This window comes from Pseudomonas fluorescens (genome assembly GCF_902497625.1).
GTDB lineage: Bacteria > Pseudomonadota > Gammaproteobacteria > Pseudomonadales > Pseudomonadaceae > Aquipseudomonas > Aquipseudomonas fluorescens_BQ.
Genome location: NZ_CABVGX010000004.1, coordinates 1 through 18,214, shown reverse-complemented (window position 1 = coordinate 18,214; position 18,214 = coordinate 1). Strand labels below are relative to the sequence as shown.

Below are 18,214 nucleotides of genomic sequence, written 5' to 3'. Positions count from 1 at the left end.
CAAAGCCCTGCACGGTTCACCGTGTGGGGTTTTTTATTGGCCCGCGATCGGGCGCCCCCCCTTGGATCTTCGTGCTTCGACACACCGGGCAAAACACCTGCGGGGCAGGGTGAAAAATCCTGACTAACCTTCAAGGATCCCACTGAGCAAGGATGCTCTCGATGCTTCGTTACCTGTTCATTTTCCTGTTGACCCTCACTGTTTCGACCGCCAGCGCCACCTCCGAGGAATGCCCCGGCTGGGCCCCAACACGTGCCACTCATGAAATCGCCGCCCTCCAACAGCAGATCAACCGCTGGGACGAGAGCTACCATCGCGATGGTCAGTCGCTGATTGCCGATGAACTCTATGATCAGTCCCGCGCACGTCTGAGCGAATGGCGTCGATGTTTCAACATGGAGTACTCCAGCGACCCGTTGCGAACCGCGGGCGGAACCGTTGCGCACCCCATTGCTCACACCGGCCTGGACAAGTTGCGCGATGCCCGCGCCGTGAAAAACTGGCTACGTGATCGCAGTGACGTTTGGGCTCAGCCGAAAATCGACGGCGTAGCGGTGACGCTGATTTATCGTGGTGGCTTGCTGCATCAGGCGATCAGCCGGGGCGACGGGCTCAATGGCCAGGACTGGAGCGCTTCGGCGCGACGGATCAAGGCAATCCCGCAAACGCTACCTCAGCCGCTGGACCTGCTGGTACAAGGCGAGCTCTACTGGCGCCTGACCGACCACGTGCAATCCCGAAGCGGAAGCCTCAATGCGCGCTCCTCCGTGGCCGGTTTGATGGCGCGCAAAGTGTTGCCATCCGAGCAGGCCGACGGCATAGGCCTGTTTGCGTGGGACTGGCCGCAGGGTCCGGCGAGCTTGCCCGCACGTGCAGCGGCGCTGGTTGAAATGGGTTTCGCGGACACTGCACGATACGCTCAACCGATCCAGCGTTTTGCCGACGCCGAGCACTGGCGTGATCATTGGTATCGCTCGCCCCTGCCCTTCGCCACCGATGGCATCGTCCTGCGTCAGAGCCAGCGACCGTCTGCCGAACGCTGGCAAGCAAAAGCGCCTTACTGGGCGGCTGCCTGGAAATACCCTTTCGCCCAGGCGCTGGCCGAGGTGCGCAAGGTCGATTTCAAGGTTGGCCGAACCGGCCGCATTACCCCGGTGCTGGAACTGAAACCGTTCGTGCTGGACGACCGTCAGATCAAACGCGTCAGCGTCAGCTCGCTGCAACGTTGGGCGGAACTGGATATTCGTCCCGGCGATCAGGTGTCCATCAGTCTCGCGGGGCTGACCATCCCTAGGCTCGATGGCGTGGTCTTGCGAGCCGCCGAACGCTCCGAACTGGACGCGCCCTCGGCGGCCGACTTTCATGCATTGAGCTGCTGGCAACCGACGCCCGGCTGCGAAAGCCAATTCCTGGCGAGATTGACCTGGCTTAGCGGCAGGAAGGGTCTAGCCTTGCCTCATGTCGGGCCAGGCACCTGGGAGAAACTTTTGGAAACAGGCCATCTGAGCGGCCTGCTGGATTGGTTGGCCCTCGATGCTCAAGAGCTTGCTACCATTGATGGCTTTGGCGAGCGCAGCATTGCCCGCCTGTTGAACAGCTTCAACGATGCTCGACAACGGCCGTTTGCGCAGTGGCTCCGGGCCCTGGGTTTGCCGCCGACCGGCCAGGCAACGCTGGCAGATTCGTGGCAGACACTGGCGCAGCGTTCCAGCGAGCAATGGCAGGCTGAAGCGGACATCGGTCCAGGACGCGCGGCGCAGTTGAGCGCGTTTTTTCGCGACCCGCAGGTTCGGGCTTTGAGCGAAACATTACGCGTGGCCGGGATCGACGGTTTTTAACCGCCGCCGACGCCCGACCAACCGGGAACCCATTGCTATCGATGAGCTCAAACTGCCCATCGCGAAGCGATCCGACCGCCCTTCACATGGAGTTTTTATGAAACGATTTTCATCGCTTGCACTGTTGACCCTTTGCAGCGTGCTGGCCACTCCATTAATGGCTGCTGCCGAAGCCCCGGCGCTGACCGGTTGCGCCGCCAAGAAGCAGGCCATCATCGCTCAGATCGAGCAGGCCAAGGCCCACGGCAACACCCAGCAGCAAGCGGGTCTGGAAAAGGCCTTGAGCGAAGTCACGACCCATTGCACCGACGCCTCCCTGAAAAAAGAGCGGGAAAACAAGGTGCTCGACGCCAAGCACGAGGTCAGTGAACGTCAGTCCGACCTCGACAAAGCGATGAAGAAAGGCGATCCGGAGCGGATCAACAAACGCAAAGACAAACTCGCCGAATCGCGCAAGGAACTGCAGGAAGCGCTCGACGAACTGGATAAGTAAGCCCTGGGTCGCGCGAAGGCTTTATGTGGCGAGGGGCTTGCCCCCGGCAGCGGCGCAGCGGTCGAACCCAACAAATGCATTCTGTTGAATAGCCGCGCTATGGAACTGCATCGCCGCCCAACGGGGCGGTGCAACCTTTTGCCAACCCCCCTTGCCACCGGAATGCATTGCCAATCAATGATCGCGAAACTCTTTATGACACGCGCTGCAGGCATCTTCGACTTTCTGCACTGCGGGTCCAAGGTTGCTGACTTTATACGGCTGCACCTTGCTGGCGATCACCAGTTCGCCGGTGGCAGCTTCAAGGTTGCGGGCCATTTCCTGGAAGCGAGCCTGTTTTTCCCAGACATCATCCGTGGCGCTGGTGTGATCTTCCTCGCGCACTTGCGGGAAATGTTTCCATGGCTCATGGGACAACGCGTCGAGCTTCAGCGCGCCGTCGGCAAATCTTGCACCGTCAAACGCAATGCGCCCGCGCAACATGCCGCGAAGGTCTTCACCTGTTTTGAGCATCTGCTTGAAGATCGCCTTGCGCTGGCCCAGCGGCGAATCGGGGTCGACACCACCGCACGCAGACAGCGTCAGGCAGGCCAGCAATACAACGGACACTTTCTTGAAAGTCATGGCGGCTTCTGGTCACGGAAACGGCGGCCAGTATCCTCGCGTCACCGGCAAACACCAATAGCCCTAATATCAATACGGATTGTTTGAGCGCATGGAGCACTCACGCGACCGACTAAGGAATCACTCCATGAACAGCCGTTTCAAGGCATGGCGCCCCAGCCTGGCCTGGACTTTTCCGATGGTGGCAGTGCTCGCAGGCTGCACCGGTGGCGAACCTGAAAAACCGAAAACCCACGCACTGGCGACGTATGCCAGCGCGACGTGGGAAGCATTGCCAGCGGTGAGCGACGCCGATCTGGTCGCCGGCTTCGGTTCCTGGCGTAGCGCCTGCGCCCGGCTCAAAGCCGATCCGGTCTGGGGCGCTACCTGCGCAGCCGCCGCCAATGTGCCGCAGAGCGCCAACGACATCCGCGTCTTCCTCAAACAGAACCTTGATGTCTACGGCCTGCGCGCCGCCGAAGATAACCCCAACGGTTTGATTACCGGTTACTACGAGCCGGTCTACCCCGGCAGCCTGACCCAGACCGGCGTCGCTAATATTCCGGTGTATGGGGTGCCGGAAGACATGATCATTGTCTCGCTGGACAGCATTTATCCGGAATTGAAAGGAAAACGCCTGCGCGGGCGACTCGAAGGCCGCGTGCTCAAACCGTATGACGACGCGGCAACCATCGAAAGCAAAGGCGTGAAGGCGCCCGTAGTTGCATGGTTGACCGACCCGATGAACCTGCAGTTTTTGCAGATTCAGGGCTCCGGCCGCATCCAGCTCGACAGTGGCCGCCAGTTGCGCATCGCGTATGCGGATCAGAATGGCCACCCTTATCGACCAATCGGTCGCTGGCTGATTGAACAAGGCGAGTTGAAGAAAGAAGACGTGACCATGGGAGCGATCAGCGACTGGGCCAAGGCCAATCCAGCACGTATCCCCGAACTGCTTGGCAGCAATCCGAGTTACGTGTTCTTTACGCAAAATCCAGACAGCAACGAAGGGCCTCGAGGTTCATTGAACGTGCCGCTGACGGCGGGATATAGCGCTGCCGTGGATCGCAAAGTGATACCTCTGGGCAGTCTGTTGTGGCTGTCCACGACCAAACCGGACGGAACCGCATTGGTACGGCCGGTGGCGGCACAGGACACGGGCGGCGCGATTACCGGCGAAGTGCGAGCGGACCTGTTCTGGGGCACAGGTGAGGCAGCAGGTCAATTGGCGGGCGACATGAAACAGCAGGGGCAAATATGGATGCTGTGGCCCAAAGGCGTAGCGTTACCGCAGGTGCCTCAGGTGGCTGACAAACCTTAAACACAAAAGATCGCAGGCTGCGCCAGCGCCTACACGGACACTGTTCATCGGCAATTGCGATGAACAGTGGCTCGTAGAATCTGGCGCAGCCTGCGATCTCTTGATCCTGCTTCTTAAGCCGACACCACAAACAAACTCACAATCAACCCCATCCCGACAAACCACACCAGCGAGCGCAAGATCGCCCAATCCGCCAGATAGCAGATGATGTAGAGCAAACGGCTGGTGATAAACAACACCGACAGCACATTGATCGTCACCAGCTCCGCGTTGCCGGCCAGATGCGCAACAATCACCGCAGCAGCAAATGCCGGGGTTACCTCAAAGCTGTTCAGTTGCGCGGCGTGCGCCCGTCGGCTCAGACCGTTCAGCGACTCCAGGAAATCCCGTGGATCATGATTATCCTTGATCCTGAAACCGCCACTGATCTTGGCCACGACCGTGCACAGATAGGGCAGGAAAATCGCGATCAAAATGCACCACAGAGCTACCGTCATAGAGCAATCCCTTCTTCAAGTTGTCGAGCGTCGAGGCTTCGTCGACGGTGAGCCAGTCAAAACTTCATCACCAATATGCCGATCAATACCAGTCCACAGGCTAAGAGCCGCGGTCTGCCGAAAGGTTCTTTCAAGTAACGCATGCCGAACAGCACCACCAGTATCACACTGATCTCGCGTAACGCGGCCGCTTCGGCAATCGAGCCCAGCTGCATGGCCCACAGCACCAGAGCGTAGCTGAACAATACGCAAAACCCGACCGCCAGCCCCAGGCGCCATTGCTCGCGCCAGAACAGCTTGAACGCCGCTCGTTTGCTCACCCAAGCCAGCAACGGGAACGGCCAGGCGCTGAGCATCGTGACCCAGACCAGATAGTCCAGCGGGTGCGACCAACGCCGCAGCGCCTGGCCGTCGATGTAGGTATAGCAGCCGATGCACAGGCCGATCAGCGCCACCACCGGCAACATTGACCACGGCAACCGTGCGCCGCCCCCGCCTTGCCACAGCAGGCAGAGCATGCCGAACGGGATCAGCAGAATTCCGAATATTTGCTGATCGGAGAGTACTTCGCCAGCGAAGATCAGCGTCAGGGCCAGCACCACCAGTGGCGACAAACCGCGCATCAACGGGTACACCAGACCGAGATCGCCGACGCGATAGGCCTGTATCAGCAGGTAGCGATAGAGCAATTCGAACACCGCCGAGGCGAGAATCCACGGCCAGATCGCAGTCGGCGGCAACGCTACGAAGGGCAGTGCCACGGCGACCACGAGCAATGCCACGCTGTCCATGCACGCCACCACCAGCAGCCGTTCGGCGCTGAATTTGATCAGGGTATTCCACGTCGCATGCAACAGCGCCGCCACCAACACCAACGCTGTCGCAAGCACGGCAGGCTCCTTATTGTTTTGCCACCTAGCCCTGTAGCAGCTGTCGAGTGAAACGAGGCTGCGATCTTTTTCACATCCATCCAAAACCAAAATCAAAAGATCGCAGCCTCGTTTCACTCGACAGCTTCTAAAGGAATTCAGGTGGATAAGTAATTCGCGATATGTCGGCAGCTGTTTATACTGCACGCGACCACGCCGCATTCAGTTGCGCACAGACCAATTCCAATAATTCCTGTCTTTGTCCGTTCTCGTCGAGAGCAGTCACGGGCATGCGTATGCCTGATCAAAGCGTCAAGACTACCGACAGAGACCTTGCGCATGCCACTCGCTTTATTTGCTCTCGCCGTTGCCGCCTTCGGTATCGGCACCACTGAATTCGTCATCATGGGTCTGTTGCCCGATGTGGCCCGCGACCTAGCCGTCAGCATTCCCGACGCCGGCCTGCTGATCACCGGCTACGCCTTGGGCGTGGTGTTTGGCGCACCGATCCTCGCTGTCGGCACGGCCAACCTGCCGCGCAAAGCCACGCTGCTGGGCATGACGCTGATGTTCATTCTCGGCAACATTTTGTGCGCGCTGGCGCCCAACTATGCCACGTTGATGGCTGCTCGCGTGGTGACAGCGTTGTGCCACGGAGCGTTCTTCGGGATCGGTTCGGTGGTGGCGGCCGGCCTGGTTGCACCGAACAAACGGGCCCAGGCAATCGCCATGATGTTCACCGGTCTGACCCTGGCCAACGTGCTCGGCGTACCGCTGGGAACTGCGCTGGGACAGTACGCCGGCTGGCGTTCGACGTTCTGGGCGGTGTCGGTAATCGGGGTGGTCGCGGCCATCGCTCAATGGCTCTGGCTCCCCAGGGACATCGCCATGGGCAAAGCCAACCTCGCCAGCGAATTCAAAGTGCTGGGCAAGGTCAATGTACTGCTGGCGTTGGGCATGAGCGTGCTGGCCTCGACCAGCCTGTTCAGTGTCTTTACCTACATCGCGCCGATTCTGCAGGACATCACCGGCGTCAGCCCCCACGGCGTAACAATCATGCTGCTGTTGTTCGGAGTTGGTTTAACCGCCGGCAGCATGCTCGGCGGACGTTTGGCGGACAGTCGCTTGCTGCCTTCGCTGGTCGGCATGGCGCTGGCAACGGCAGTCGTGTTGGCGGCGTTCACCCAGACCAGTCACTCGGCCATCCCTGCTGCGATCACGCTAGTGCTGTGGGGAATTTTTGCCTTTGCACTGTGCCCGATTCTGCAATTGCTGATCATCGATCAGGCGCATGAAGCACCGAACCTAGGCTCAACGCTGAACCAGAGCGCATTCAATCTCGGCAACGCGGCGGGCGCATGGATTGGCGGTCTCGTAGTCGCCAGCGGCGCGGACCTCTCCGAGCTGCCCTGGACGGGCGTCCTGGTCAGCGGCTTGACGGTGCTCACGGCGCTGCTCTTTATTTACTTGCAACGTCGCAGCGTCGCTGCGGTCAATGTGACCGGCTGAATCATCGCGTTGCGGCTGCCACCGTAATCGCCAGCAGGCTGGCTCCCACAGGGTTCCGCATCTACCGCAGATCCACTTTGAGAGCTCGCTCCCACAGGGCTTGCGTAGCTCCCGATAGTGCATCCACCGAAGATCCATAGTGGGAGCGAGCCTGCTCGCGATGAAGCTGACGCGGTTCAACTGCCCAAACACAATCCTTCTACCCACCTCCCATCCAAGGACCCCGGATGCTTGAACTTGTCGCTGCGTTTATCTGCCTCACCACCCTCCTCACTTACGTGAATTTCCGCTTCATCGGCTTGCCGCCGACCATCGGTGTGATGGTCACCGCGCTGATGTTTTCCCTGTTGCTGCAAGGCTTGAGCCTGCTTGGTTACCCCGGCCTGGAAGAACGTGTTCAACAACTGATCGGCCAGATCGACTTCGGTGATCTGCTGATGAACTGGATGCTGTCGTTCCTGCTGTTCGCCGGCGCCCTGCACGTCAACCTCAATGACTTGCGCAGCTACCGTTGGCCCATCGGCCTGTTGGCGACGTTCGGCGTACTCATTGCCACCGCCGTGATTGGCAGTCTGGCCTTTTACATTTTCGCCCTGTTCGGCTGGCACGTGAGTTTCCTGTACTGCCTGCTGTTCGGCGCCTTGATCTCGCCGACCGACCCGATCGCAGTGCTCGGCGTACTGCGAACCGCCAACGCATCCAAACCGCTGAAAACCACCATCGTCGGTGAGTCGCTGTTCAACGACGGCACTGCGGTCGTGGTGTTCACCGTTCTGCTGGGCATCGCGCAACTGGGTGAAACCCCGACCCTCGGCGCCACGGCCATGCTGTTCGCCCACGAAGCGATCGGCGGCGTGCTGTTCGGCGGGCTGATCGGTTATCTCGTGTACCTGATGATCAAAAGCATCGAGCAGCATCAGATCGAAGTCATGCTGACCCTGGCGCTGGTGATCGGCGGCTCGGCCATGGCGAGCGAACTGCATGTTTCGGCGCCAATTGCGATGGTGGTCGCCGGTTTGATCATCGGCAACCTGGGCCGCAACCTGGCGATGAACGACATGACGCGCAAGTACCTGGACGGTTTCTGGGAGCTGCTTGACGACATGCTCAACGCACTGCTGTTCGCCCTGATCGGCATGGAGCTGTTGCTGCTGCCTTTCAACTGGTTGCACCTGTTGGCTGCCGGAGTACTGGCGATGGCGATTCTGCTGTCCCGCTTGTTGACCGTAGCGCCCGCCATTCTGCTGTTGCGACGCTGGCGCACGGTGCCGCGCGGGACCATCCGGATTCTCACCTGGGGTGGCCTGCGTGGGGGCGTTTCGGTAGCACTGGCACTGTCGCTGCCGATCGGGGCCGAGCGTGACCTGCTGCTGAGCATTACTTACATCGTGGTGCTGTCCTCGATCCTGCTGCAGGGGCTGACGATTGGCCGCGTGGTGCGTCGCGTCACTGCGTAACCCTGGAAGTGCGCCCGTCCAGGGCCGGTGCCTGCTGCATCAACCCGATGCGGCAGGTGCAGCGACGGCTGCTCTGAGTACCGCATCGACGTGTTCCGCAGCGTGTAACAGATCACGATCGTTTCTAAACCCCCCGACCATTTGAAGCCCTATGGGCAGCGCACCGGCGTGACGAGGGAGCGGGAGATTAATCTGAGGCAATCCAAACGCCATCCAGAACTTGCAGAAATCAGATGGCCCGGTCGCTTCAAGCCCCACCGGCGCGACGATGCCACAGCTTGCACCCAACACGGCGTCAAAAGGCATGAATATCGTTTCCAGAACGGCGGATAAATTGGCCAGGCGCTTTCTTGCCGCTGACTCTTGGTCCCACGCCGTTACGCTTGCGCGCTCGAACATGGCTAGCAACTCGCCACTTAGTTTGTCAGGGTGCATTAGCAGCTCTTTAGAGAGCGATCGGGCTCCCTCGCAGTCGTTTATCAGCAGATGGTCATCAAATACTCTTGTAAATTCCTCGGGCAGTACTACCTCGTTCACTTGATGTCCCGCCAATCGCAGTTTTTCTACCGCACTCTCCAGTGCCAGGGCCACTTCCTCATCTACCTGACCCCATCGCGCCGTACGACAGAAGCCGAACGACCGTACGTTGCGCTCATGAGCCGGTGTCGGGAATCCGGGGATCAACACGTGAGCCATCAGCGCCAGATCACGAACGGAGCGACCGTACCATCCCACCGTGTCGAAGCTCGGCGCCAAGGGTTTGACCCCTTCCAGAGGCACCAACCCGAACGAAGGTTTGAAAGCATAAATCCCGCAATAGGAGGCCGGTTTAAGCAGTGAGCCGGCTGTCTGTGTTCCCAATGCCATCGGAAAAAAGCCAGCCGCCACTCCTGCGGCCGACCCTGCGCTGGAACTGCCCGGGGTCCTGTCAAGATCATGTGGATTGCGGGTCGGACCGGTATGCATGTATGCAAATTCGGTGGTATGGGTCTTGCCCATAATGACGGCGCCGGCCTGGCGCAAAAGCGAGACGACATGAGCGTCTCGCGATGGACAGTTGTCGTCATAGATCGCAGAGAAAAACCGGGTGGGATGATCCGCGGTGTCATAGTTGTCTTTGATCCCAACTGGCACACCGGCCAGGAGACCTCTCGCGTGGCTGTTTTTCAATTGGCAAGCTTGCGTGCGCACCGCTTCCGGATCGAACGAGACGAACGCGTTTATGTGGCGCTCGTGGGATTCGACACGCTCAAGAAAGTGATCAGCGACTGTCTCTGCGCTCACCACATTCGAACGAACTATTTCCGAAATGGCGGTGGCGTCAAGTTCATCGAAATCGTGCATATGGCTCCTTCGCGTTACGGATATTCCGGCGGACTTAATGGTTGGTTGTAACACCACTTTCCAAAAGCGGGCCTCCGACAAGACTCAAGCGGCATAAACCGAATCCAAATCATTGAAGCCTTTAATTTCGATAGGATTTCCACACGGATCCATAAAGAACATCGTGGCCTGTTCACCGGGCTCTGTTAAAAACCGAATGGTTGGTGCGAGCACAAACCTGACGTCGGCGTTAATCAAACGGTCTCTTAGAACGATCCAGTCTGACATTTTAAGTATCACTCCAAGGTGGGGCATCGGCACGATGTGTGCTCCTACTTTTCCCGTGTGAGTGACCGCAAAAGGTTCGCCCAGATGCAACGACAACTGGTGTCCGAAAAAATTGAAATCAACCCACGTCTCGGTGCTACGACCTTCCTCGCAGCCCAGCAAATCTCCATAAAACTGGCGGGACGACTGCAAATCGCGGACATGAATAGCAAGGTGAAAAATCGACTGCATAAGTGGCTCCTGAACATCACCGGAGAGTAAAAGGACTAACGGGTTGAAGCTTGTGGGGATTTCACCGAAAGAGATAGCATGTAATTCTTGCGTCACCGAAAGTATTACTTATGGACACGCGTTATCTGAAAAGCCTCATTGCCGTCGTGGAATGTGGCTCCATTGCTCATGCTGCGCGGCTGGAGGGGTTGACGGCGGCAGCGGTCAGCCAGCGAATTCTCGTGCTTGAACGGCAACTCGGCTTCGAGCTGCTGTCGCGTATCGGCCACTCAGCCAAGCCGAGTCAAGCCTGCCTGGGATTACTGCCCAGGGCAAAACGCATCGTTCGCGAGACTGCATTGCTGGCGGGAGACGCCGACGTGGGCGGACTTACGGGGCAGCTGAGGATAGGCGCCATTTCAACCGTGTTGACCGGTCTTCTACCTCAGGCATTACGCATATTGACCGAATTGGCGCCGGGGATCACACCGGTCATAGTGCCTGGAACATCGCGTTCGCTGTATGAGGCGCTTCTCTCAGGAGCAATTGACGCTGCCGTGTTGGTGGTCCCTCCGTTCGAATTACCAAAAGCCTTGCGGATGGTTCAACTACGCAAGGAACCTCTGGTTTTTCTATCGAAGGAAAAGACTTCAGACAGCATTCCTGCTCAACTCACCACGCGACCCTATATTCGCTACGATCCCGACTCTTGGGGCGGGCGACATGCGGAGGAATATCTGGCGGACCAGCAATTGATGCCTACGCCATTGGTCGATCTCGACGCCCTGGAAACAATTGCCATGCTCGTGACTGAAGGCCTTGGCGTAAGCCTCGTGCCTTATTGGTCCGGGTTCGAGCACTGGGGTCATAAATGCGCTGTGAAACGGGTCGGCAACCGGCGCTACGACAGGGAAATTGCGCTGATCAGCCACGTTCAAACCGATCGGCCCAACATGATGAACGCCCTGTGTAACGCTCTTCAGCAAACACCTGAGCCAGATCAATCCGGCCGGGATTCGGCCTGATCTTTTTCATGGCCGCCGGATTTTGGCGGCCCGCTCTCGCTGCGAATCTGCGCGTGACTGATCAAGGCGAAGATGAAACTGCCGCCAATGATATTCCCCGCCAGTGTCGGCCCGGCGAACACCATCCAGAAGTCCTTCCACGACAATTCGCCGGCAAACACCAGGTAGGACACCTCGGCCGAGCCGACCACAATGTGAGTGAAATCGCCCAGCGCCATAAGGTAGGTGATTAGGACGATGATCCACATCTTGGCGCTTTCCATGGACGGGATCATCCAGACCATGGTGGCGATCATCCAGCCGGAAATAATGCCCTTGGCGAACATTTTGCCTGAGTCGTTTTCCATGACCTTGCGGCCGATCTCGAGGAAAGCGAGGTCGGTCTTGGTGTCGAAAATCGGCAGGTGCAACATCACGTAAGCCACCAGTATCGTGCCGCACAGGTTACCCACCAGTACCACTGACCAGAGGCGCATCAGGCGGCCAAAATTGTTCAGCGTGGGTTTGGTCATGACCGGCAATACGGCCGTCAACGTGTTCTCGGTGAACAATTGCTGACGGGCGAGAATCACCGCAAGAAAGCCTGCGCAGTAGCCGAAGCTGGCGATCACCTTGAAGCCTTCGGCGTCCGGCAGCCGTGAATTGAGCAGCCCCATCGCCATCAGCGACAGGCCCATGGTCAGGCCGGCAGCCAAGGCCGACCACCACAGGGCGGCAACGCTGCGTTCCAGTTCCTGATCGCCCTGGCTGCGGATGATTTCATGCAGCACCGCAGCGCGCGGTGGCTGATTTTTGTCGACCTCGTGTTTCTCTTGCGCCGAAAGGTTCGGGGTCTTGCCGTCTTTTTGCGTGTCCATATAACTCCGGAACCGGTGGCGTGCGATGAAGGTACGACACGCGGAGTCCGGGTCCGTTCTGTAGGAGCTGCCGAAGGCTGCGATCTTTTGCTTTTTGATCCTGGTCGCGGAAATTCAAGATCAAAAGATCGCAGCCTTCGGCAGCTCCTACAGGGCTCACATTATTCGACGGCGGCATCGTCCTTGAACTGGTCTTTGACGTATTTGATCTCGGTGCGGCCGTGCGGTGCCGGCAGGCCGTCCTCACCCAGGTTGACGAAGACGATTTTCTCCACCGTCAGAATGCTCTTGCGGGTGATCTTGTTGCGCACCTCGCATTTCAGGGTGATCGAGGTGCGACCAAAATCGGTGGCGGTGATGCCCAGCTCGATGATGTCGCCCTGGCGCGAGGCGCTGACGAAGTTGATTTCGGAAATGTACTTGGTCACGACACGCTGATTACCCAGCTGCACGATGGCGTAGATCGCCGCTTCTTCGTCGAGCCAGCGCAGCAGGCTGCCGCCGAACAGCGTGCCGTTGGGGTTGAGGTCTTCGGGTTTTACCCATTTGCGGGTGTGGAAATTCATATTCACTCCTGACCGTCTTGCCTATTGATGCCGACCATCATGGCAGAGCCCGGGCCAGAGCTCTATTGAGCATCGACTATGGTCTCGATTACCGTTCGGACATTGGCCGACAGAAACGCTTTGGAAGATCAGCATAGCCCGCTATAATCGCCACCGTTTCAGAACGGTCATTTTCACTCACGACCGTTTTCCCGCCACCTGTCCGAGGGGCGCTGCAGCAGGTTCGACCTGTCAGGCTCGGATGGGGCGTTGCCTGGCCATGGCCAGACACTAAACGCACAACGGCGCCCATTCGCATACATTACGAATGGAGGCTCTTCATGAGCGCTGTTATCACGCCTGCAGATTTTACCGATTACAAAGTCGCCGACATGTCCCTGGCTGCCTGGGGTCGTCGCGAAACCATTATCGCCGAATCCGAAATGCCGGCCCTGATGGGTCTGCGTCGCAAGTACGCTGCTGAGCAACCGCTCAAAGGCGCGAAGATTCTCGGCTGCATTCACATGACCATTCAGACTGCCGTGCTGATCGAGACCCTGGTTGCCCTGGGTGCCGAAGTGCGCTGGTCGTCCTGCAACATTTTCTCGACGCAAGACCAGGCCGCTGCTGCCATCGCTGCTGCCGGCATCGCGGTGTATGCCTGGAAAGGCGAAACCGAAGAAGAGTACGAGTGGTGCCTGGAGCAAACCATCCTCAAAGATGGCGCGCCTTGGGATGCCAACATGATCCTCGACGACGGCGGCGACCTGACCGAGTTGCTGCACAAGAAATACCCGGCAATCCTCGACCGCGTCCATGGCGTGACCGAAGAAACCACCACCGGCGTTCACCGTCTGTTGGACATGCTGGCCAAGGGCGAGCTGAAAATCCCTGCGATCAACGTCAACGACTCGGTGACCAAGAGCAAGAACGACAACAAGTACGGCTGCCGTCACAGCCTGAACGATGCGATCAAGCGCGGCACAGACCACCTGTTGTCCGGCAAGCAAGCGCTGGTCATCGGCTACGGTGACGTGGGCAAGGGCTCGTCGCAGTCCCTGCGTCAGGAAGGCATGATCGTCAAAGTTTCCGAAGTTGACCCGATCTGCGCCATGCAAGCGTGCATGGACGGCTTTGAACTGGTTTCGCCGTTCATCGACGGCATCAACGACGGCACCGAAGCAAGCATCGACAAAGCGCTGCTGGGCAAGATCGACCTGATCGTGACCACCACCGGCAACGTCAATGTGTGCGACTCGAACATGCTCAAAGCGCTGAAGAAGCGCGCTGTGGTGTGCAATATCGGCCACTTCGACAACGAAATCGACACCGCTTTCATGCGCAAGAACTGGGCATGGGAAGAAGTGAAGCCGCAGGTTCACAAGATCCACCGCACCGGCGCTGGTGCATTTGATGCGCAGAACGACGACTACCTGATTCTGCTGGCTGAAGGCCGCCTGGTAAACCTGGGTAACGCCACCGGTCACCCGAGCCGCATCATGGACGGTTCGTTCGCCAACCAGGTGCTGGCACAGATCTTCCTGTTCGGCCAGAAGTACGCCGACCTGTCGCCAGCCCAGAAAGCCGAGCGCCTGACCGTTGAAGTACTGCCCAAGAAGCTCGACGAAGAAGTGGCCCTGGAAATGGTCCGCGGTTTCGGCGGCGTGGTCACTCAATTGACCAAGCAACAGGCTGATTACATCGGCGTCACCGTCGAAGGCCCGTTCAAGCCGCACGCTTATCGCTACTAAGAGCAGCTGCGAGCTACAAGCTTCAAGCGGCAAGTAAAAGCGATTCGTTTACTTGAGGTTTGAGGCTTGTTGCTCGTTTCTTCATCGCTATTACGCAGCCGTGAGTTGCAGGCTTCAACTACGAGAGTCGGCGCTACGCCTCTTGTAGCTTGCAGCTTGCAGCTTGCAGCTTGCAGCTGGAGGTCCCGCCCATGTCCCAAGACCGTCGCTACAGCTTCGAGTTCTTCCCCACCAAGACCGATGCTGGGCATGAAAAACTGCTCGCCACTGCCCGTCAGTTGGCGACTTACAACCCCGACTTCTTTTCCTGCACCTATGGCGCTGGCGGTTCGACCCGTGATCGCACGCTCAACACCGTGTTGCAGCTTGAAAGCGAAGTCAAAGTTCCCGCCGCTCCGCATCTGTCCTGCGTTGGCGATAGCAAGGCCGACCTGCGCGACCTGCTCGCTCAATACAAATCGGCCGGCATCAAACGCATTGTTGCGCTACGCGGTGACCTGCCTTCCGGCATGGGCATGGCCAGCGGCGAGATGCGCCACGCCAACGATCTGGTTGAATTCATTCGTGAAGAAACCGCTGACCATTTCCACATCGAAGTCGCCGCCTACCCGGAGATGCATCCGCAAGCGCGCAACTTTGAAGACGATCTGGCTAATTTCGTGCGCAAGGCCAATGCCGGTGCAAACAGCGCAATCACCCAGTACTTCTTCAACGCCGACAGCTATTTCTATTTTGTCGAACGAGTACGGGCGCTGGGCGTGAACATCCCGATCGTGCCGGGGATCATGCCGATCACCAATTACAGCAAGCTCGCGCGTTTCTCCGATGCCTGCGGCGCCGAAATTCCGCGCTGGATTCGCAAGCAGCTGGAAGCCTACGGCGATGACACTGCGAGCATTCAGCGTTTTGGCGAGCAGGTCATCACCGAGATGTGCGAACGCCTGTTGCAGGGCGGCGCACCAGGCTTGCACTTTTACACATTGAATCAGGCTGAAGCGAGTCTGGCGGTGTGGAATAATTTGAAGTTGCCGCGGTGAAACAGCTGCAAGCTTCAAGCTGAAAGCACCCGGTAGGATCATAAGATCGCAGCCTCGTTTCACTCGACAGCTCCTACGGGCTCCAAGGTGAAATGAAGCTGCGATTTTTTGCTTTCTCGCTAGCTGAAAATGTGAAGCAACACACGGAGCTAGAGCTTCTGCATGCGGTTTCTGGCTCTTTGCCGTTTCTCGTCGTAATCTCAGGCCATGCCTTGGATTTCCCAGTTACTCATCCTGCTGCTATTCACTTGCCTGAGCGTGACTGCCCGGGGCGAGAAACTGCGCATTGTCACCGAGCCGTGGGCCCCCTATGTCTATGAGCAAGACGGCAAACCACTGGGCCTGGATTATGAAACGACAGCCATCGTCTTCAAACGACTGGGCATCGAGGTGGACTGGCAATTTCTGCCCTGGAAGCGCTGTTTGTCCATGCTCGAGCAAGGCCAGGCCGACGGCGCGCTGGATATCTTCCACAGTCCCGAACGCGATGCGAGCCTGCTCTACCCGAGCGAGCCATTGTCAGAGGTGCAGTTCGTCATCTTCTACGCCAACGAGCGCCCTCACCCGTTTCGCACCCTCGAAGACCTGCGTGGCCTGACTGTCGGCACCTCGCCGGGCTACCTCTACAGCGAAGATTTTCGCAATTCGACGCTGTTCACTCGCGAACCGGCGCCCAGTCATGAAGCCAACTTCGGCAAGCTTGCACGCGGACGTATCGACCTGCTGATCACCGACCGCCGTGTCGGCCAGCATTTGCTCGACGAACTGAATATCCGCGACCAGATCAGTGAGAACCCTACCATCATCAGCCAGCAGAGCCAGTTTCTGGCAGTGCGCCGCAATGCCGGCATGGATCTGCTGGTGCAGCGCTTTGGCGCTGAACTCAAGCGTTTCAAACGTGAACCCGCCTATGCGGAGCTGAGCGCGCGATACGGCGCCGGGCCGGCTGCCAGCGCAAAAGCCGACAGGCCGACTAACAGCGTTGAACAAACCGTTGAGCAGCAGGAAAGCGGCGCGCAGTGATTGCTCTGTTATACTCCGGCCTTCCCGCCAGGCTCACGCCCGGACGCTCGGAACCGTTCAAGGCATCTCGAACCCGCTACAGCGCAGCTTTCAAGCCCGCGCGAGCGCTCCAGACGAGCCTTCGTGACCCAGCAGGACCGGACGGGATTGCGTTCTTCTTAAACGCCATTCGCGCCAGGCAAGACTCCCATTGGGCCAAGCCCTAACTAAAACAGGATTACTCATGTCCTTTGCTTCCCTCGGTCTCTCCGAGGCTTTAGTCCGTGCCATCGAGGCGGCGGGCTATACCGAGCCTACTCCGGTGCAACAGCGGGCCATTCCCGCCGTGTTGCAAGGTCGCGACCTGATGGTCGCGGCTCAGACAGGTACTGGTAAAACCGGCGGCTTCGCCCTTCCGATTCTGGAACGGTTGTTCCCCAACGGTCACCCGGACAAATCCCAGCGCCACGGCCCGCGCCAACCGCGCGTACTGGTCCTGACCCCTACTCGCGAACTCGCGGCTCAAGTACACGAGAGCTTCAAGGTTTATGCCCGTGACCTGAAGTTCGTCAGTGCCTGCATCTTCGGCGGCGTTGGCATGAACCCACAGGTTCAGGCCATGTCCCGCGGCGTTGACGTGCTGGTGGCCTGCCCCGGCCGTCTGCTCGACCTCGCCGGCCAGGGCAGCGTCGACCTGTCCCATGTGGAAATACTCGTGCTGGACGAAGCCGACCGCATGCTCGACATGGGTTTTGTCCATGACGTGAAGAAGGTCCTTGCCCGCTTGCCGAGCAAACGTCAAAACCTGCTGTTCTCGGCGACCTTCTCCAAAGACATCACTGACCTCGCCGGCAAGCTGCTGCACAACCCGGAACGCATCGAAGTCACGCCGCCGAATACCACGGTCGAGCGCATCGAACAGCGTGTCTTCCGTCTGCCGGCGAACCACAAGCGGTCGCTGCTGGCGCATTTGATCACTGCGGGCGCCTGGGAACAGGTGCTGGTGTTCACCCGCACCAAGCACGGCGCCAACCGTCTGGCCGAGTACCTGGACAAACACGGCCTCACCGCCGTCGCCATCCATGGCAACAAGAGCCAGAACGCACGTACCAAAGCGCTGGCCGACTTCAAGGCGGGCGAAGTGCGCATTCTGGTCGCCACCGACATTGCCGCACGCGGTCTCGACATCGACCAGTTGCCACACGTGGTCAACTTCGAACTGCCGAACGTCGATGAAGATTACGTTCACCGTATCGGCCGTACCGGCCGTGCCGGTCGTTCGGGCGAAGCGATCTCGCTGGTTGCTCCGGACGAAGAAAAACTGCTGAAAAGCATCGAGCGCATGACCAAGCAGAAAATTGCTGACGGCGACCTGATGGGCTTCGATTCCAGCGCTGTCGAAGCCGAGAAGCCTGAAGTCCGCGAGCGTCCGGATGTGCGTAACCCGCGCAACTCACGTGGCCCGCGCGGCGACGGTCCGAACGGCGGTGGTGGCGGCGGCGGTCGCAAGGACAAAGGCAAGGACAAGGGTGGCAAGGAAAAACCGGCTGCAGCAGCCCGCGGCGATCGCCCGGCACGCGAGCACAAGC

At 58.9% G+C, this 18,214-nt stretch carries 17 protein-coding genes and 1 riboswitch; of the genes, 10 read left to right on the top strand and 7 right to left on the bottom strand.

Annotated elements, in window-relative coordinates:
• Window positions 1-152 precede the first annotated feature (152 nt).
• Together ligB and F8N12_RS03805 are read left to right on the top strand one after the other, a co-directional pair.
• Window positions 153-1,838 (top strand): NAD-dependent DNA ligase LigB, encoded by a 1,686-nt coding sequence (ligB, locus tag F8N12_RS03810; protein ID WP_150579244.1) that lies wholly within the window; start codon window positions 153-155, stop codon window positions 1,836-1,838.
• 97 nt (window positions 1,839-1,935) lie between these two features.
• Complete coding sequence (locus F8N12_RS03805; RefSeq protein ID WP_150579243.1) at window positions 1,936-2,331, top strand: DUF1090 domain-containing protein; 396 nt, start codon at window positions 1,936-1,938, stop codon at window positions 2,329-2,331.
• A 174-nt stretch (window positions 2,332-2,505) separates the two neighbouring features.
• Here the strand turns inward: F8N12_RS03805 and F8N12_RS03800 are convergent, their stop codons facing one another.
• Window positions 2,506-2,955: a c-type cytochrome gene (locus F8N12_RS03800; protein WP_150579242.1), complete on the bottom strand. Its 450-nt coding sequence runs from the start codon at window positions 2,953-2,955 to the stop codon at window positions 2,506-2,508.
• Window positions 2,956-3,082: 127 nt separating this feature from the next.
• Between F8N12_RS03800 and F8N12_RS03795 the strand changes: the two genes are divergently transcribed.
• Entirely contained in the window at window positions 3,083-4,255 is a 1,173-nt protein-coding gene (locus F8N12_RS03795) for a murein transglycosylase A (protein ID WP_150579241.1), read from the top strand.
• Between the two features lie 113 nt (window positions 4,256-4,368).
• On the opposite strand, the gene F8N12_RS03790 is transcribed toward F8N12_RS03795, so the two are convergent.
• Entirely contained in the window at window positions 4,369-4,752 is a 384-nt protein-coding gene (locus F8N12_RS03790; RefSeq protein WP_150579240.1) for an MAPEG family protein, read from the bottom strand.
• A gap of 56 nt (window positions 4,753-4,808) precedes the next feature.
• On the bottom strand, window positions 4,809-5,642 hold the full coding sequence (locus F8N12_RS03785) for an EamA family transporter (RefSeq protein ID WP_150579239.1): 834 nt from the start codon (window positions 5,640-5,642) through the stop codon (window positions 4,809-4,811).
• A gap of 318 nt (window positions 5,643-5,960) precedes the next feature.
• Here F8N12_RS03785 and F8N12_RS03780 point away from each other — a divergent pair, with 318 nt between their 5' ends.
• Window positions 5,961-7,130, top strand: a complete 1,170-nt coding sequence (locus F8N12_RS03780; protein ID WP_150579238.1) for an MFS transporter — start codon at window positions 5,961-5,963, stop codon at window positions 7,128-7,130.
• A 227-nt stretch (window positions 7,131-7,357) separates the two neighbouring features.
• The gene (locus F8N12_RS03775; protein ID WP_150579237.1) at window positions 7,358-8,587 is read left to right on the top strand and encodes a cation:proton antiporter; all 1,230 of its coding nucleotides are present in this window, start codon (window positions 7,358-7,360) and stop codon (window positions 8,585-8,587) included.
• A gap of 39 nt (window positions 8,588-8,626) precedes the next feature.
• Here F8N12_RS03775 and F8N12_RS03770 read toward each other — a convergent pair whose 3' ends face one another.
• On the bottom strand, window positions 8,627-9,931 hold the full coding sequence (locus F8N12_RS03770; RefSeq protein WP_150579236.1) for an amidase: 1,305 nt from the start codon (window positions 9,929-9,931) through the stop codon (window positions 8,627-8,629).
• 84 nt (window positions 9,932-10,015) lie between these two features.
• Entirely contained in the window at window positions 10,016-10,429 is a 414-nt protein-coding gene (locus tag F8N12_RS03765; protein WP_150579235.1) for a VOC family protein, read from the bottom strand.
• 110 nt (window positions 10,430-10,539) lie between these two features.
• Here F8N12_RS03765 and F8N12_RS03760 point away from each other — a divergent pair, with 110 nt between their 5' ends.
• Window positions 10,540-11,433: a LysR family transcriptional regulator gene (locus tag F8N12_RS03760; protein WP_150579234.1), complete on the top strand. Its 894-nt coding sequence runs from the start codon at window positions 10,540-10,542 to the stop codon at window positions 11,431-11,433.
• On the opposite strand, the gene F8N12_RS03755 is transcribed toward F8N12_RS03760, so the two are convergent.
• Both F8N12_RS03755 and F8N12_RS03750 read right to left on the bottom strand, forming a co-directional pair.
• Window positions 11,409-12,290, bottom strand: coding sequence for a formate/nitrite transporter family protein (locus tag F8N12_RS03755; protein ID WP_150579233.1), 882 nt, complete (start codon window positions 12,288-12,290; stop codon window positions 11,409-11,411). The two genes, F8N12_RS03760 and F8N12_RS03755, sit on opposite strands and share 25 nt — an antisense overlap.
• A gap of 161 nt (window positions 12,291-12,451) precedes the next feature.
• Entirely contained in the window at window positions 12,452-12,856 is a 405-nt protein-coding gene (locus tag F8N12_RS03750) for an acyl-CoA thioesterase (protein ID WP_150579232.1), read from the bottom strand.
• 198 nt (window positions 12,857-13,054) lie between these two features.
• A riboswitch (S-adenosyl-L-homocysteine riboswitch) is annotated at window positions 13,055-13,153 on the top strand.
• A 23-nt stretch (window positions 13,154-13,176) separates the two neighbouring features.
• On the opposite strand from F8N12_RS03750, the gene ahcY reads away from it, so the two are divergent.
• The 4 genes from ahcY to F8N12_RS03730 form a co-directional block, all read left to right on the top strand.
• Window positions 13,177-14,586, top strand: a complete 1,410-nt coding sequence (gene ahcY, locus F8N12_RS03745; RefSeq protein WP_150579231.1) for an adenosylhomocysteinase — start codon at window positions 13,177-13,179, stop codon at window positions 14,584-14,586.
• A gap of 191 nt (window positions 14,587-14,777) precedes the next feature.
• Window positions 14,778-15,623 (top strand): methylenetetrahydrofolate reductase [NAD(P)H], encoded by an 846-nt coding sequence (gene metF, locus F8N12_RS03740; protein ID WP_150579230.1) that lies wholly within the window; start codon window positions 14,778-14,780, stop codon window positions 15,621-15,623.
• A gap of 207 nt (window positions 15,624-15,830) precedes the next feature.
• Window positions 15,831-16,646: a substrate-binding periplasmic protein gene (locus tag F8N12_RS03735; RefSeq protein ID WP_150579229.1), complete on the top strand. Its 816-nt coding sequence runs from the start codon at window positions 15,831-15,833 to the stop codon at window positions 16,644-16,646.
• 223 nt (window positions 16,647-16,869) lie between these two features.
• A partial coding sequence (locus F8N12_RS03730) for a DEAD/DEAH box helicase (RefSeq protein ID WP_150579228.1) occupies window positions 16,870-18,214 on the top strand: 1,345 nt, incomplete at its 3' end.

Bases quoted from the DNA above. Each gene is read 5' to 3' on its own strand.
- ligB (WP_150579244.1), top strand. From the start codon at position 153: ATGCTCTCGATGCTTCGTTACCTGTTCATTTTCCTGTTGACCCTCACT.
- F8N12_RS03805 (WP_150579243.1), top strand. From the start codon at position 1,936: ATGAAACGATTTTCATCGCTTGCACTGTTGACCCTTTGCAGCGTGCTG.
- F8N12_RS03800 (WP_150579242.1), bottom strand. From the start codon at position 2,955: ATGACTTTCAAGAAAGTGTCCGTTGTATTGCTGGCCTGCCTGACGCTG.
- F8N12_RS03795 (WP_150579241.1), top strand. From the start codon at position 3,083: ATGAACAGCCGTTTCAAGGCATGGCGCCCCAGCCTGGCCTGGACTTTT.
- F8N12_RS03790 (WP_150579240.1), bottom strand. From the start codon at position 4,752: ATGACGGTAGCTCTGTGGTGCATTTTGATCGCGATTTTCCTGCCCTAT.
- F8N12_RS03780 (WP_150579238.1), top strand. From the start codon at position 5,961: ATGCCACTCGCTTTATTTGCTCTCGCCGTTGCCGCCTTCGGTATCGGC.
- F8N12_RS03775 (WP_150579237.1), top strand. From the start codon at position 7,358: ATGCTTGAACTTGTCGCTGCGTTTATCTGCCTCACCACCCTCCTCACT.
- F8N12_RS03770 (WP_150579236.1), bottom strand. From the start codon at position 9,931: ATGCACGATTTCGATGAACTTGACGCCACCGCCATTTCGGAAATAGTT.
- F8N12_RS03765 (WP_150579235.1), bottom strand. From the start codon at position 10,429: ATGCAGTCGATTTTTCACCTTGCTATTCATGTCCGCGATTTGCAGTCG.
- F8N12_RS03760 (WP_150579234.1), top strand. From the start codon at position 10,540: ATGGACACGCGTTATCTGAAAAGCCTCATTGCCGTCGTGGAATGTGGC.
- F8N12_RS03755 (WP_150579233.1), bottom strand. From the start codon at position 12,290: ATGGACACGCAAAAAGACGGCAAGACCCCGAACCTTTCGGCGCAAGAG.
- F8N12_RS03750 (WP_150579232.1), bottom strand. From the start codon at position 12,856: ATGAATTTCCACACCCGCAAATGGGTAAAACCCGAAGACCTCAACCCC.
- ahcY (WP_150579231.1), top strand. From the start codon at position 13,177: ATGAGCGCTGTTATCACGCCTGCAGATTTTACCGATTACAAAGTCGCC.
- metF (WP_150579230.1), top strand. From the start codon at position 14,778: ATGTCCCAAGACCGTCGCTACAGCTTCGAGTTCTTCCCCACCAAGACC.
- F8N12_RS03735 (WP_150579229.1), top strand. From the start codon at position 15,831: ATGCCTTGGATTTCCCAGTTACTCATCCTGCTGCTATTCACTTGCCTG.